Below are 13,310 nucleotides of genomic sequence, written 5' to 3'. Positions count from 1 at the left end.
ACGGGAGACCGGCCCCTGACCTCGTCGTGGTGGGTGCTCAGCCCAGCGTGGCCAGCTCGTTGATCAGCACGTTGGACATGACCTGACCGTCGCGCTGCACCTCCCGCAGGTACCACTTCTGCTGCGGGGTACGCGGCTGGTTGAACTGCCAGATGCCGCGCGGGCTGTCGATCTGGCCGATCTTGCCCAGGGCCAGGTTGACGTCCGTCGGCGTGGGCTTCCCGCCGGTCAGCTGGATGGCCTGGTCGAGCACCTGCGCCGCGTCGTACGACGCCATCGCGTAGGTGGTGGGCGTGACCTGGTGCTTCTTGCGGTAGGCCGAGGCGAAGACCCGGTTGGACGTGTTGTTCAGGTCGGCCGAGTAGTTCAGCGCGGTCTGAATGCCCAGCGCGTTTTCCTTCAGGCTCTCCAGCACGTTGCCCTCGGTGAGGAAGCCGGGTGCGTAGATGGGCCCGGCGAACTTCTCCCGAAGCTGCTTGATGAACTCCACGGCGGCCGCTCCGGCGAAGAAACAGAAGACTGCCGTGGGCTTCTTGGCCAGTGCCTTGCTGATGTCCGAGGCGTACGTGGTCTTGCCCGGGTTGGAGGTGGCGTTCGTGTAGGTCACCGGGTCGCCGATCCGCGGGTCGGTCGCGCCGAACTCCTGCTTGAAGCCGCGCACCACGTCCGGGCTGCCGACGTTCTCCGGCATGATGATCGCGATGCGGCCGTTCGCCGGCAACTGGTCGCGCAGGTAGCGGCCCAGCGCGCGGCCGGCCTCGTCCAGCACGTACGACGTCCGCCAGATGTAGAAGACGCTCTGCAGGCTGCTCGGTGAGGCGTTCGAGCCGATCAGAGGGACGCGCGCCTCCTCGACGGTGTCCCGGATGCCGACCATCACCGCCGAGTTGACCACGCCGGTGAGCGCCAGCACGCCCTGCTTGAGCAGGCCGTCGACGGCGGCCTTGCCCGTCTTCGCGGTGTCACCCTCGTCGGCGGTCAGCAGTTCGACCGGGTGGCCACCCAACCGCTGGTCGTGCAGATCCAGGAAGAGTTGGAAGCCGTTGGTGATGTCGTCGCCGATGCTCTTGAACCCGCCGCCCTGCGGCGTGATCAGCCCGATCTTGACCGGGCTACGGTCGGCGGTCGGCTCAGCGTCGGTGTCGGAGCCACATCCGGCGACGAACCCGGTGGTACCGAGCGCGGCCAACAGTTGGAGCGCTCGTCTGCGATTCATCTGCGACACCGAGTTCCTTCCAGGAAACATTGCAGGGCCGAACACCGCCCCTCCGGCGTTCTACCTGGTCCGCGACGCTGCGTCAATGGCTAGTGATCATCGTGCAGCGACCGCAACATAACGAGAACCTGGGGCCACGCGGGCGACGCCGGATCGATCAGCCCGAAATGCTCGCATCCGGGCAGTTCAACAAGGGAGATATCGGATCCTGCGGCGCGGGCTCGTGTGACGAAATCCCGGCTCATCTCCGCCGGAACCTGCTGATCCTCCAAACCGTGCATCACTACTGTGCGTGTCTGAATGGGCACCAGCATCTGTGGATCGGCTGCCGCGTACCGGTCCGGGACCTCCGCCGGGCCACCACCGAGCAATGCGGCCACCGCACCCCCGTCCAGGTCCCGCCGGTACGCCTCGCCCAGGTCGGCCACCGGGGCCAGGGCGAGCACCCCCGCCACCGTCGCCGGGGCGGTGGCCGCCACGTACATCGCCAGGTGCCCGCCGGCGGAGTGCCCAAGCAGGATCGGCGCGGACCGGGTCACCCGGCCGGGCAGCGCCTCGGCCGCCAGCGCGGGCAACTCTGCCACCCCGGTCAGCACGTCGGTCAACGTGCCCGGCCAGCCGCCCTCCGGCTGCCCGGTCCGCCGGTACTCCAACTGCGCCACCGGATAACCGCAGGCGGCGAGTGCCGCCGCCAGCGGGCCGGTGTGCTGTCGGTCGTACTCCGCCCGCCAGAAACCGCCGTGCACCACGACGACCAGCGGCCGCGCCGCGGCGGTCCCCGCCGGTCGGCGCAGGTCGGCCACCTGATCCGGGTGGTCGCCGTACGCGACGGTCCGGTCGGGTTTCGGCGCGGGCCGGGTCAACACGGCACGCGGGTCGACAAGCATGGCGCGACGGTAGCGCGCCCTACCCGGGTGGTTCCGCCCCGGGAGTAGGTCCCGGGCGGCATGGTTCGCAACCGCTGGGTAAAGATGGACCCCATGACCGACGCGCGCTCCGCTGGACAAGACGACGAGCCCGGCCCCGACGACTCCGGCCACTCCGGCACCGTTGTGGTGGTCGGCCCGGACGGCCGGCCGATCGGCACGATGCAGACCGACGAGGGGCAGGGCGAGGACCCGACCCGCCTGGTCGAACAGCCGGCCAAGGTGATGCGGATCGGCAGCATGATCAAGCAGTTGCTCGAGGAGGTGAAGGCCGCACCTCTCGACGACGCCAGCCGCAACCGGATGCGGGAGATCCACGAGCGGTCGATCGTCGAGCTGAAGGAGGGCCTCGCCCCCGAGCTTCGCGACGAACTGGAGCGCATCTCGCTGCCCTTCGCCGAGGACAAGGCCCCCAGCGAGGGCGAGTTGCGGATCGCGCACGCCCAGCTCGTCGGTTGGCTGGAGGGCCTGTTCCACGGCATCCAGGCGGCTCTGGTGGCCCAGCAGATGGCCGCCCGGGTGCAACTGGAGCAGATGCGCGGCGGCCGGCAGGCGCTGCCCAGCGGCCCCGGCGGGATGGTCCCCGGGATGCCGGGCATCGGCCAGCCGGGCGGTGGTGAGGGCCACAACACCGGCCAGTACCTGTAGCTGGCTCAGGCCACCCCGAAGACCTTTTCCAGGTACGCCGCCACGCCGTCCTCGGAGTTCGTCGTCGTCACCTCGTCGGCGACCGCCAGGACGGCGCGGTGCGCGTTGGCGACCGCCACACCCCGGCCGGCCCAGGTCAGCATCGGGACGTCGTTGGGCATGTCGCCGAAGGCCAGCACGTCCGCGGCGGCCACCCCGAGCCGGTCGCAGTACCAGTCGAGCCCGGCCGCCTTGGTCACCCCGGCGGCGGAGATCTCCACCAGGCCGGAGGACGACGAGTGCGTGGCCTCGGCCAGCCCCGCCACGGCGGTGGCGATCAGTTCGGCGAAGGCATCCGGGTCCTGTTCACCGGCCCGGGCGAGCAGCTTCACGGCCGGCAGCGAGAGCAACTCCTCCGGCGTCGCGATCGGTCGGATCCCCTCGGCGTCGACGTCCCAGCGCAGCGGGTAGTGCGCCTCGTGTCGCATCTCCCGGCTGTTGAGGATCTCCACGGCGAAGCTGATGCCGGGTACCTCGGCGCGTAGCCGCTCGGCCACCTCGGCGAGGTGCTGCGGCGCGAGTGGGTCGGCCCGCAGCACCTCGTCGTTGAACGGGTCGTAGACCACGGCCCCGTTGGCGCAGACCGCCGGCAGTGGCTCGGCCAGTTGGTCGTACACCATCTTGAGCCAGCGGACCGGGCGGCCGGTGACCAGGACGACCGGCGTGCCCTGCGCGGAGATCCGCGCGAGCACGTCGGCGGTGCGTGGGCTGACGGTGTGGTCGTCGCGGATCAGCGTGCCGTCGATGTCGGTGGCGATCAGGCGGGGTGTCTCTTGCATCACCGGGACAGTAGCCGGTCCAGGTACACCGCCACTCCGTCGTCGTCGTTGCGCAGGGTCACCTCGTCGGCGGCGGCCCGCACGTCCGGGTGGGCGTTGGCCACCGCCACCCGCGCCCAGCCGGCCCACTCGAACATCGGCAGGTCGTTCGGCATGTCTCCGAAGACCAGCACGTCGGCCGGGTCGACCCCGAGGGTCTGCGCCACCACGGTCAGCCCGCTCGCCTTGTCCACGCCCGGCGGGCAGATCTCGATGAAGCCCAGCCCGGCCTGGGTGAGCGTGGCGACCTCCGGCCCGACGATCCGGCGGGCCACCGCCAGCAGCTCGTCCACGTGGTGGTCGGCGGTCCGGGCGAACGCCTTGATCACGTCGCAGGAGAGACACTCCGCGCGGCTCCGCGCCTCGAAGCGGTCCTGGTAGGGCCAGCTCTCGTGGTAGTCACCCCAGAGCGGCGCGTCGTGCTCGTCGGATGCCTCGACCATCACCGTCAGCGGGCCGACCTCGGCCTCCAGGTCGGCGAGCAGCCGGGCCAACACCTCGGCGGGCAGCCGTTCGTCGCGGAGCACCAGCGGGCCCTCGGGGTCGCTCTGGTCGACCACCCGTCCGCCGCCGGCCATCACCAGGAAGTCGGCGGCGCGGATGTCGTTGCGGGTCAACTCGGTCAGCCGAGGGCCCCGACCGGTCGCGCCGACCACCGGAATCCCGGCGGCCCGCACCCGGTCGAGCACCCCATGGGTGTACGCGGAGACGGTGTCGTCGCTGCGGACCAGTGTCCCGTCGAGGTCGGTCGCGATCAGCTTGGGCAGTCCCGGGCGGGTCATCGTTCCTCCTTCGCCCGCCGCCGTCGCAGCCTGCCGTTCGGTCGGGAAAGCCGAGGCCCGGCGTGACGGCGGGCAGCAACCGTACCTCGCGGAACGGGTCGCATCCATGGCTTCCAGGCGAATCGGGCGTCAACGAACGGCCACGTCCGGCCATACGCGGACGGCGAGGGGGCCCACCCGTGATCCACTCCAGATCGGCGATGTGGGGACATCGCGGTGCCCGGAAACCGCCATATCGGCGGCGACCTGGGATGGGTCAGGACGGGGTGTCGGGGCGGGCGAACGGCGCCGCCGGGCCGACCGTCAGGTCGGCCGGCGCGGGCAGACCGTCCTCCTGGACCGCGTCGCGGTCCCGGCGACGACGCCAGGCCCGAGTCGCTGGCACGTCCCCGGGCTGGTCGTCCGGTGCAGCCCCGGCCGGTGCGCCGGACGGCGTGGCCGGGGCCAGCCGCAGCGCCGCGCCGAGCAGCATGCAGGCGGCGAACGCCATGATCAGACCGCGACCGTATTCGGCCCGGAAGCCGTCCTGCGTCGAGTAGAAGAAGGTTCGCTGACCGGAATCGTTGAGGGTGGCCGTCGCGGCGACCAGCAACGCCAGCAGGGCACCGGCCAGGGTCAGGCCGGCCAGCCGGGCGTTCGGTCGTACGGCTGCCGTGCCCCGCAGCGCGAGTGCCACGGTGCAGACCAGGACCAGGAGCCCGACCAGGTAGCCGACACCGAAGCCGCCGACCTCGGACACCCCGGCGGGCACCTCGATCGTGGCGTCCCCCTCCGGTCCACCGGTCGGGAGGGTCATCACCAGCCACTCACCGACCATCGAGGCGACCCCGGCCACCGCGCCCAGACCGGCCAGCAGCAGGGGCAGCCGAGAATCCCGCATGAACTCGGTCAGGGACCAACCGAACCGGCGGCGCGGGGCCGGGTCGTCGTCGGCACCCCACTCGATCATGGCCAGACCGTCGGAGCGGTCGCCCTGCCGTGGGATGGGAAGCTCCTCGGACATCGGTCATCCTTCCGCCCGGTCACGGACCTGGGTCGCATCATGGCACAGCCAGCTGTGCGTGACGGGGATCGCAGGGCGTGCGTCCGTGCCGGTCGGTCGCTCGGCGGTCACCTTTCCGCTAGCGTTCTCCCCATGCCTATCCGTACCGCTTCAGCACAGTGGCAGGGCAATCTCACCGAAGGTGCCGGCACCGTCCGCACCGGTAAGGGTGGCCTGTCGGGCAACTACTCCTTCAAGTCGCGCTTCGAGGAGGGCGAGGGCACCAACCCGGAGGAGCTGATCGCCGCAGCGCACGCAGGCTGCTTCTCGATGGCGTTCTCGAAGGGCCTCGCCGACGCCGGCTCGACGCCCACCTCGGTCGAGACCACCGCCAAGGTCCACCTGGACAAGACCGACGCCGGGATGACCGTGACCCGCATCGACCTGGAGACCGTCGGCCAGGTCCCGGGCATCGACGACGCGGAGTTCCAGAAGCTCGCCGAGGCTGCCAAGGCCAACTGCCCGATCTCCCGCCTGCTCTCGCCGGGTGCCGAGATCACCCTCAGCGCCCGCCTGGCTTCCTGAGCCGGTCGACCCACAGACGCTCGACCACGGAGAGAGTCTCCGCCCACCTTCGGGCGGTCACTCTCTCCGTGTGACCGGCGAGCCCTCTCCGTGACCTGCGGAGCCGGTCGATCGCACTGCTGACCCGGCCGGCCAGACCCCGCATCGGGCAGAATGGGTGAGGTGCCGGTGGAGATGACCCGCGAGCGCTTCGAGGATCTGGTCGGCGAAGCCCTCGACGAGGTGCCCGAAGAGCTGCTCGGCCTGATGAACAACGTGGTGATCCTGGTCGAGGACGACCCGCCACCGGGCGAGCCCGACCTGCTCGGCCTCTACGAGGGCCACGCCCTCACCAGCCGTGGCTGGGACTACTCCGGCGTGCTGCCGGACCGGATCTTCATCTACCGACACCCGATCCTGCGGATCTGCGACGACGACGACGACGTCGTCGACGAGGTGGCCGTGACAGTGGTGCACGAGATCGCCCACCACTTCGGCATCGACGACGAGCGGCTGCACGCGCTGGGCTGGGGCTGAGCTCCACCACTCGCCGCGCCGCCGGTGGCCGTTCCGTGCGGGCCGCGCCGCGCCGCCCGTGCCGCCGGTGGCCGTCCCGCGCGACCGATGGTCGTGGTTGCCCTGGTCGCCTACCGTCGGTGCAGCGACCGCAAATCCTGTCAGGAGGCACCTTTCATGCGCAGCGAGTTGTTCTCCTCGGAGAACCTGGAAAAGGAGTCCGCACAGCCCGGCATGCGGCTGCAGAACTCCAAGATGTTGAAGATCGAGCTCAACGGCGAGGCGATGGCCCGGGTCGGCTCGATGGTCGCCTACCAGGGGAATGTGCAGTTCCAGGCGCTGGGCTCGGGCGGGCTCGGCAAGTTCCTCAAGCAGAAGCTCACCGGCGAGGGTGTCCCGCTGATGAAGGTGTCCGGCCAGGGTGACGTCTTCCTCGCCGAGTTGGCCAAGGACGTGCACATCATCGACCTGGAGCCGGGCGACGCCCTCTCCATCAACGGCTCCAGCGTGCTCGCCTTCGACTCGACCCTCCAGTACGACATCAGGATGGTCGGCGGCGCCGGGATGGCCTCCTCGTCCGGCCTGTTCAACTGTGTGTTCAGTGGCTACGGACGGATCGCCATCACCACCAAGGGCACCCCGGTCGTGCTGAACGTGGACGCCCCGACGTACGTCGACCCGCAGGCCGCGGTCTGCTGGTCGGCCAACCTCCAGACCGGCTACCACCGGGCCGAGCAGCTGGGCCTCGGCACGCTGCTGGGTCGACGCACCGGCGAGTCGTTCACGATGAGCTTCGCCGGCCAGGGCTTCGTGGTGGTGCAGCCGTCCGAGGAGCCGCCGGTCATGGGCAGCGGTCAACAGCAGCAGGAGGGCGGTCTGCTCGGTGGTCTGCTGAGCTGATCGGCGTGGCGGGGGCGCTCCCGGCGCTCGGGGGCGCCCGGCCCGCTCAGGTCAACTCGCCGGTGCGCAGTCGCGCCAGCCAGGCTGCCGCGTCGACGTAGTCGACGTCGGAGAGGCCCGCCGGCGCGGGCACCGGCCGTTCGCGTGCCGCCTCGGCCCACCGGTGCCGCGGGTACGAGCCCAGGAAACGTACGTCGGCGCAGACCCGACGCAGCCCCTGCAACGCCTCGCCCAGGCGTACGTCGGCCACGTGCCCGGTGCAGTCCAGGAAGAAGACGTACCGGCCCAGGGCCTCACCGGTCGGGCGGGACTCGATCCGGGTCAGGTTGACCCCGCGCACGGCCAGCTCCATGAGGACGGACAGCAGGGCGCCGACCCGGTCGTGGGCGATGTAGACCGCGAGCGAGGTGAGGTCGTCGCCCGTCGGCGGCGGGGGCGGCCCCGGGCGGGACACCAGCGCGAACCGGGTCACCGCGTCCGGGTGGTCCGCGATCTTGTCGGCGAGTATCGCGAGCCGGTGCCGAGTCGCCCCGATCGGTGCGCAGATCGCCGCGTCGTACTCGCCGGCACCGGCACCGGCGGCAGCCGCCCCGTTGGAGAGCACGTCGACCACCACGGCGTCCGGCAGATGGTCACGCAGCCAGCCCCGGCACTGGGTGGAAGCCTGCGGGTGGGCCGCCACGGTGCGGATCGAGGTCAGCGAGGTGCCGGGTCGGGCACCGAGCACGAACTCCACCGGCAGGATCACCTCCCGCGTGATCACCAGCGGCTCACCCTCGGCCATCTCGTCCAGCGTGACGCCCACCGCGCCGCCGATCGAGTTCTCCAGCGGCACCAGCGCGGCGTCGGCATCCCCGGCACGGACACTGTCCAGTGCCTCCCCGACGCTGCGGGCGGGCGTACGGGTGCCGCGCTCGGCGGCGGAGATGGAGCGCAGGGCCTGCTCGGCGAAGGTGCCCTCCGGCCCGAGGTAGACGAAGCGTGTCGGCGGTGTTCCCGGCATGCCGATCAGCCTACGCACCCGGCCGGGTGGCCGGACCGGCCTCACAGGCCAGGGCGCGGATTCCGGGCGGCCCGGCGGCGCGTACCTCGATGGTGCAGACGTCGGTGCCGGCGGTGACCAGCGTCGGTGCGCTCGCCTGGCCCCGGGTGACCACCTGGAGTTCCTCGTGCCCGGTCACCTCCAGCACGGTGAACTGCCAGTCGGCGGCGCAGAGTGGGCCGGTGCGGACCTGGACCCGGACGTTGGCCGGGAGCACGTCCGCCCGGCCACGGAGCAGTTGCACCACCCGCTGCCCGGTCGGCCCGTTCCGGCAGGTCGTCGCGACCAACCCGGCGTCGGTGGAGGGCGTGACCGCGACGGACGGCGGTGCGGTCACCGGCGGGGTGGTGGGCGTGCTGCTCGGGGCGGGCGTCGGCGGAGCCGCGCTGCCGGTGGGTACGGCGGTCGGCGTCCGCACCCCGGGAGGGGCACCACAGCCGGACAGCGCCGCGACAGCGAACACCGCGAGCGCGACAGCCAGGGTGCGTACGGGGGCATGGCCGGCTGTCCGGCCGCGGGTCGCCGGTGGGACGTGGATCGTCGCCCGCGACGGGGGACATGCGGGGCGGGGCGGGGTGAACGGCACGGGCCGATCCTCGGGACATCGGAGAATTCGTCATGGCCGGGGTGGCCGAGCCCATCGTAGGGTGAGCGGCCCTCGGGGTGAAGGTCAGCCGGTGACGCGGTGCCCGGCGCGCTGTAGCGCGGCCGTGCCCTCGATCAACCGGACGGCCGGCACCAACAGGTAGTCGGTGTCGAAGGTGGAGAACGTGACCACGCTGACCCGCGCCTCGGCCAGCGGGTCGACGAGCGCGGCCAGGCTGCCGGTGCCGGCCAACTCCACCGGCGCGGTGACCCGTAGACAGCGCCACACGGTCTCCACCACGGTCTGTGCCGGGGCCCGACTCGTCGGGCAGATCACGGAGATCCCGTCGGAGGTCCAGCTCACCGTGACGACCTCGGTGTCACGAAGGTCGTTCGAGATCGCATCCGGCAGGGTGGTGCCGGCCGTCAGCCGGCACACAGCGTACTCCCCGGGCAGCAGAGCGATATCGAGCATGAGGGAACCTTACGGCCTGTGCGAGGGCTCCCCCGAGGAACGCCGCGTGCGGCGAACGACACACTCCGCCGCAGGTCAGACCTCGGAGAAGAAGGTGAGCGAGCCGGCGACGGCACCGTCGGTGAGCACTGGGGTGGAGATCGCGTCGACGGTGGCGTCGGAGCTGCTTCCCGAGGTGGCCTGCACTCGGAGTAACCCACGAGCGAGTCGGCCGGACGAGAGCGCCAGCAGGGGCGGGATCTTGTCGATCTCGGCCTCGGTCAGCACGCCCCGGTTGGCGGTGAAGTCGAGCAGGCGCAGCCCTCCGTCGAGCAGCGGCCGCCCGATCAGACCGTCCGGCTCGCCCAGACAGAGCAGCTCGCAGCCGGCTGCGGAGATCGCCACCACCCTCGTGTCGGCGTCGATCAGCAGGCACGGCTCATCGGCCCGGGACACAGTCGAGGACCATTGGCCGACATTGTCGGACTCCGGCTCTGTCGAGGCTCGTGCCGCCGGCACGAACGCTTCCGAGAGCGAAAGTTCGACGTGGGCCACCGCGCCTCCTATGTGCACCGATCGACTGTCCACGCTAGCGGGTCGCCGACGGAATCACCGAGCGCACCGGGTCACCGGGCTGCGCAACCTGAGCCGACGCGGCCGGTGACGGCGCGGAAACCGGTGAGGTGGACGGGGGGACCGGAGCCGCGTGGCGTCGCCGGTGACGTTACCGGCGGTGGGCCGGCTTGTCAGCGGCCGTTCGGCCCTCGTCATACCACCGGTAGTCGGCCGTTGGACGGTACGTGCCGTTCAACCAGGTGCTGGGGTGCTGTGCGACCCGGGAGAGCTTCTCGGCCGTGGCAGGGCTGATCCGGCTGCCACCAGCGACGAGAAGCCGGTCCAGCTCCCGATGGGTGGCCATCAGACAGTCCTTCGGAAGGCCGTAGACACTGATCACGCCGGAGCCGACGAAGGTCAGCACCGGCGTCACCGGGACGGGCAGCCCCACCGCGTCGGAGAGGGCCTTGCTGGCCCGCTTGGCGTCCCGGCGGGACTCGGCCACGTACGGGGGTCGCTTGCCGTTGATCTGCACGACGTCGCCGGCGACGAGCACCCTGGCCCGGCCGTGGTCGGCGATGGTCACGGCGAAGAGGCCGCTCGGCCCGATGGCGAGGAACCCGGCGCGGTCGTCCTGACCGCGGTCGAGGACGTCTGTCACGTCCGTGCGCGGCCACTCGATGACGTGCCAGGCGGGCCCGAGGTGGTCGAGCTGACCCAGTGCCCGCGCCCCGGCCGCCTCCAGGCGGCGTGCACCCCGCTCGGCCCGACGACGGCGGGCCCATTCGAGGGGTGTCGGACGGACTGGTTCGAGAACCCCCGGTGACTCGACGCGGGGGTGCGGTACCGCGACGGGCGGCAGTGCCCGAGCGGACGGTACGGCTCGTCGTGCGGGAAAGACAGTCATCGTCGACCTCCGGCAAAAGGTCCCTCGAAGTTATGTCCTCACTACCCTACGTTGTCGCTCCCGGTGTTCGGCAAGCCGGAGCGCCGGAATGACTGTGGATGAATGCCATATTCATCCACAGTTCTTTTGTCGGATGCCGCCAAACCCTGCCCTACGCTGCGGGAGTGACCCACTACGTCGACAGTGAAGTCGGCCGGCTCGGCACCGTACTGCTGCACCGGCCCGGCCCCGAACTGGCCCGGCTCACCCCGCGCAACAACGACTCGCTCCTGTTCGACGCGATCCCCTGGGTCGGGCGCGCTCAGGAGGAGCACGACGCGTTCGCCGCCGCCCTGCGCGAGCGCGGCGTCGAGGTGCTCTACCTGGCCACCCTGCTGGCCGAGACACTTGCCGTGGCGGACGCCCGTGCCGAACTCACCGAACAGGTGCTGCGTTCCCGGCGACTCGGCGACACCCTGCGGGCCCGCGTCGCCGACCACCTCTCCTACCTGGATCCGGCGGCCCTGGCCGACGTGCTCACCGCCGGGCTGGCCCACGAGGAACTGCGGATCAGCTCGGAGCGGCCCGGTGGGCTGGTCTACACCCTGATGAACAGGCATGACTTCGTCATCGACCCGTTGCCCAACCTGTTGTTCACCCGCGACTCGTCGCTCTGGATCGGTGATCGGGTCGGCGTCACCAGTCTGGCCATGCCCGCCCGCCGCCGTGAGACGACCCTGACCGACGCCATCTACCTGCACCATCCACGCTTCGCCGGCACCGAGTTCGTCTACCGCCCGAACCTCGAACACCTGGAGGGCGGGGACGTGCTGCTGCTCGCACCCGGGGTACTGGCGGTGGGGGTGGGCGAGCGGACCACACCGGCCGGCGCCGAGCGCCTCGGCCGGCAGGTCTTCGCCGCCGGCCTGGCCCACACCATCCTGGTGGTGCCGATCGCGCAGAAACGCGCCACCATGCACCTCGACACCGTCTGCACGATGGTCGACGTGGACGCCGTACTGATGTATCCCAACATCGCGAGCACGCTGTCCGCGTACACCGTGATCGCCGGGGCGGACGGTGCGGACCCGCGGGTGGACGGGCCGGCACCCTTCCTGCGGGCCGCCGCTGACGCGATGGACCTCGACCTGCTCCGGGTCATCGACACCGGGCTGGATCCGGTCACCGCGGAACGCGAGCAGTGGGACGACGGCAACAACACCCTCGCTCTGGCACCCCGGCTCTGCGTCGGCTACGAGCGCAACACCGAGACCAACGCCCAGTTGGAGCGGGCCGGCATCGAGGTGATCCCGATCGCCGGCTCCGAGCTGGGCTCCGGCCGGGGCGGCCCACGCTGCATGTCCTGCCCGATCACCCGCGATCCGTTGCGGGGAGGGGCGCCTTCGCCGTGAGCGGCGCCCCTCCGCAGCTCAGCGGAGGGTGAGCTGGCGACCGAGCAGACCCTGGCGGGCGCGTCGGCCGGCGGCGTCCAGCGGGTCGCCGGCGGCCAGCGCCTCCGCGTACCGCTTGGCGAACTGCGCCACCGGGTCCTCCCAGTCCGTCGCCGGAGTCTCCTCCGGCAGGTCCCAGACCGGGACCAGACGCCCGTGCGCGCGGAACATGCCGGCGAACTTGGTCTGCTCGCCGAGCGTCAGCGAGCCGGCCGCGCCGAGACGGGCCAGCGCGTCCAGGGCGGCGTCCTCGTCGTCCGGCAACACCCAGCGCACGTGTGCCTTCTCCGGGACCTGGCACCAGTAGGCGGCCTTCGCCGCGGTCAGCCGCACCGTCGGATAGATGGCGGCGTTCGCCCGCTCCAGGGACGCCTGGACGGTCGGGTCGTCGGCGGCTCCGGGGTCGAGCCAGAACTCGAAACCCTCGTGCATGCTGATGTCCAGTGGGCCGTCCACGAGGATGTCCTGCAGGCGTGGGCCGGGGCCGGGCAGCGGCGGCACGGAGACCTGCCCACCCGGCTCGGTCCGCAGTGCGCAGAGCAGCGCCTCGGCCAGGTCCCGGGAGACGTCACCGGACTGCTGGTGGCGCTGGAGACCGATGAGCACCCGGCCGTCCGGCTTGGTGATCGCCGGCGCTGCCATCGGCAGCACCGTGGCGAGCGTCGCGGGCCGGTCGCCGAACTCCTCGACCAGGGCGGGTGCGAGTCGCAGCGGCGCGGAGGCCGCCGGCACCAACTCACGCAGGGCGATCCATTCGGGCTCGTCGACCAACCCGTCGAACGGACGAGGCACGAAGATGTCCCGCACCTTGTCCCGGCGGGGGGCGGTGTCGGCGGCGGTGCGCTGGCTCTTTCGACGCTTGCTCACGGCGTCACAGCCTAGAGCCCTGACCGGCTCGCCGTGGGCCGGACCCACCCAACCTCCGCCGGTCGATCACCGAAGTTGC

At 71.3% G+C, this 13,310-nt stretch carries 16 protein-coding genes; 5 read left to right on the top strand and 11 right to left on the bottom strand.

Going from position 1 to position 13,310, the window contains the following annotated elements; all coding sequences use genetic code 11:
• Positions 1–37: 37 nt before the first annotated feature.
• Positions 38–1,225 carry an ABC transporter substrate-binding protein gene (locus ABGB10_RS10310; protein WP_347660640.1) on the bottom strand — a complete coding sequence of 396 codons (1,188 nt, stop codon included), beginning with the start codon at positions 1,223–1,225 and terminating at the stop codon, positions 38–40.
• 80 nt (positions 1,226–1,305) lie between these two features.
• The gene (locus ABGB10_RS10305; RefSeq protein ID WP_347660639.1) at positions 1,306–2,103 is read right to left on the bottom strand and encodes an alpha/beta hydrolase; all 798 of its coding nucleotides are present in this window, start codon (positions 2,101–2,103) and stop codon (positions 1,306–1,308) included.
• Between the two features lie 84 nt (positions 2,104–2,187).
• Between ABGB10_RS10305 and ABGB10_RS10300 the strand changes: the two genes are divergently transcribed.
• Positions 2,188–2,790, top strand: coding sequence for a bacterial proteasome activator family protein (locus ABGB10_RS10300; protein WP_347660638.1), 603 nt, complete (start codon positions 2,188–2,190; stop codon positions 2,788–2,790).
• Between the two features lie 5 nt (positions 2,791–2,795).
• Here the strand turns inward: ABGB10_RS10300 and ABGB10_RS10295 are convergent, their stop codons facing one another.
• The 3 genes from ABGB10_RS10295 to ABGB10_RS10285 all read right to left on the bottom strand — a co-directional run bounded on the left by ABGB10_RS10295 (position 2,796) and on the right by ABGB10_RS10285 (position 5,432).
• Positions 2,796–3,608: an HAD family hydrolase gene (locus ABGB10_RS10295; RefSeq protein ID WP_347660637.1), complete on the bottom strand. Its 813-nt coding sequence runs from the start codon at positions 3,606–3,608 to the stop codon at positions 2,796–2,798.
• Complete coding sequence (locus tag ABGB10_RS10290) at positions 3,608–4,429, bottom strand: HAD hydrolase family protein (protein WP_347660636.1); 822 nt, start codon at positions 4,427–4,429, stop codon at positions 3,608–3,610. Before ABGB10_RS10290 ends, ABGB10_RS10295 begins: the two co-directional genes overlap by 1 nt.
• 256 nt (positions 4,430–4,685) lie before the next feature.
• A complete protein-coding gene (locus ABGB10_RS10285; protein ID WP_347660635.1) occupies positions 4,686–5,432 on the bottom strand; it encodes a hypothetical protein in 747 nt (248 codons plus the stop codon).
• Positions 5,433–5,564: 132 nt separating this feature from the next.
• Between ABGB10_RS10285 and ABGB10_RS10280 the strand changes: the two genes are divergently transcribed.
• From ABGB10_RS10280 to ABGB10_RS10270, 3 genes are all read left to right on the top strand, one after another.
• The gene (locus ABGB10_RS10280; RefSeq protein WP_347660634.1) at positions 5,565–5,996 is read left to right on the top strand and encodes an OsmC family protein; all 432 of its coding nucleotides are present in this window, start codon (positions 5,565–5,567) and stop codon (positions 5,994–5,996) included.
• 168 nt (positions 5,997–6,164) lie between these two features.
• Complete coding sequence (locus ABGB10_RS10275) at positions 6,165–6,512, top strand: metallopeptidase family protein (protein ID WP_347660800.1); 348 nt, start codon at positions 6,165–6,167, stop codon at positions 6,510–6,512.
• Positions 6,513–6,668: 156 nt separating this feature from the next.
• Positions 6,669–7,391 carry an AIM24 family protein gene (locus tag ABGB10_RS10270; protein ID WP_269681844.1) on the top strand — a complete coding sequence of 241 codons (723 nt, stop codon included), beginning with the start codon at positions 6,669–6,671 and terminating at the stop codon, positions 7,389–7,391.
• Positions 7,392–7,437: 46 nt separating this feature from the next.
• Here ABGB10_RS10270 and pheA read toward each other — a convergent pair whose 3' ends face one another.
• The 5 genes from pheA to ABGB10_RS10245 all read right to left on the bottom strand — a co-directional run bounded on the left by pheA (position 7,438) and on the right by ABGB10_RS10245 (position 10,934).
• Positions 7,438–8,394 (bottom strand): prephenate dehydratase, encoded by a 957-nt coding sequence (gene pheA, locus ABGB10_RS10265; protein ID WP_347660633.1) that lies wholly within the window; start codon positions 8,392–8,394, stop codon positions 7,438–7,440.
• Positions 8,395–8,404: 10 nt separating this feature from the next.
• Complete coding sequence (locus tag ABGB10_RS10260) at positions 8,405–8,914, bottom strand: hypothetical protein (protein ID WP_347660799.1); 510 nt, start codon at positions 8,912–8,914, stop codon at positions 8,405–8,407.
• Positions 8,915–9,103: 189 nt separating this feature from the next.
• Positions 9,104–9,493, bottom strand: a complete 390-nt coding sequence (locus tag ABGB10_RS10255; RefSeq protein ID WP_347660632.1) for an ACT domain-containing protein — start codon at positions 9,491–9,493, stop codon at positions 9,104–9,106.
• A gap of 75 nt (positions 9,494–9,568) precedes the next feature.
• Complete coding sequence (locus ABGB10_RS10250; RefSeq protein ID WP_347660631.1) at positions 9,569–10,027, bottom strand: hypothetical protein; 459 nt, start codon at positions 10,025–10,027, stop codon at positions 9,569–9,571.
• Between the two features lie 169 nt (positions 10,028–10,196).
• Positions 10,197–10,934 (bottom strand): hypothetical protein, encoded by a 738-nt coding sequence (locus ABGB10_RS10245; protein ID WP_088987108.1) that lies wholly within the window; start codon positions 10,932–10,934, stop codon positions 10,197–10,199.
• Between the two features lie 164 nt (positions 10,935–11,098).
• On the opposite strand from ABGB10_RS10245, the gene ABGB10_RS10240 reads away from it, so the two are divergent.
• Positions 11,099–12,325 carry an arginine deiminase gene (locus ABGB10_RS10240; RefSeq protein ID WP_347660630.1) on the top strand — a complete coding sequence of 409 codons (1,227 nt, stop codon included), beginning with the start codon at positions 11,099–11,101 and terminating at the stop codon, positions 12,323–12,325.
• Between the two features lie 18 nt (positions 12,326–12,343).
• Here the strand turns inward: ABGB10_RS10240 and ABGB10_RS10235 are convergent, their stop codons facing one another.
• The gene (locus ABGB10_RS10235; protein ID WP_347660629.1) at positions 12,344–13,231 is read right to left on the bottom strand and encodes a DUF5926 family protein; all 888 of its coding nucleotides are present in this window, start codon (positions 13,229–13,231) and stop codon (positions 12,344–12,346) included.
• Between the last annotated feature and the right edge of the window lie 79 nt (positions 13,232–13,310).

The sequence above is a fragment of the Micromonospora sp. B9E7 genome (genome assembly GCF_039871815.1).
Lineage (GTDB): Bacteria > Actinomycetota > Actinomycetes > Mycobacteriales > Micromonosporaceae > Micromonospora.
This window is presented reverse-complemented; position numbering and strand designations above follow the sequence as displayed.

What these genes read in the sequence shown, in the direction of transcription:
- ABGB10_RS10305 (WP_347660639.1), bottom strand. Translation starts at nt 2,103, where the DNA reads ATGCTTGTCGACCCGCGTGCCGTGTTGACCCGGCCCGCGCCGAAACCC.
- ABGB10_RS10295 (WP_347660637.1), bottom strand. Translation starts at nt 3,608, where the DNA reads ATGCAAGAGACACCCCGCCTGATCGCCACCGACATCGACGGCACGCTG.
- ABGB10_RS10285 (WP_347660635.1), bottom strand. Translation starts at nt 5,432, where the DNA reads ATGTCCGAGGAGCTTCCCATCCCACGGCAGGGCGACCGCTCCGACGGT.
- ABGB10_RS10280 (WP_347660634.1), top strand. Translation starts at nt 5,565, where the DNA reads ATGCCTATCCGTACCGCTTCAGCACAGTGGCAGGGCAATCTCACCGAA.
- ABGB10_RS10255 (WP_347660632.1), bottom strand. Translation starts at nt 9,493, where the DNA reads ATGCTCGATATCGCTCTGCTGCCCGGGGAGTACGCTGTGTGCCGGCTG.
- pheA (WP_347660633.1), bottom strand. Translation starts at nt 8,394, where the DNA reads ATGCCGGGAACACCGCCGACACGCTTCGTCTACCTCGGGCCGGAGGGC.
- ABGB10_RS10300 (WP_347660638.1), top strand. Translation starts at nt 2,188, where the DNA reads ATGGACCCCATGACCGACGCGCGCTCCGCTGGACAAGACGACGAGCCC.
- ABGB10_RS10245 (WP_088987108.1), bottom strand. Translation starts at nt 10,934, where the DNA reads ATGACTGTCTTTCCCGCACGACGAGCCGTACCGTCCGCTCGGGCACTG.
- ABGB10_RS10290 (WP_347660636.1), bottom strand. Translation starts at nt 4,429, where the DNA reads ATGACCCGCCCGGGACTGCCCAAGCTGATCGCGACCGACCTCGACGGG.
- ABGB10_RS10270 (WP_269681844.1), top strand. Translation starts at nt 6,669, where the DNA reads ATGCGCAGCGAGTTGTTCTCCTCGGAGAACCTGGAAAAGGAGTCCGCA.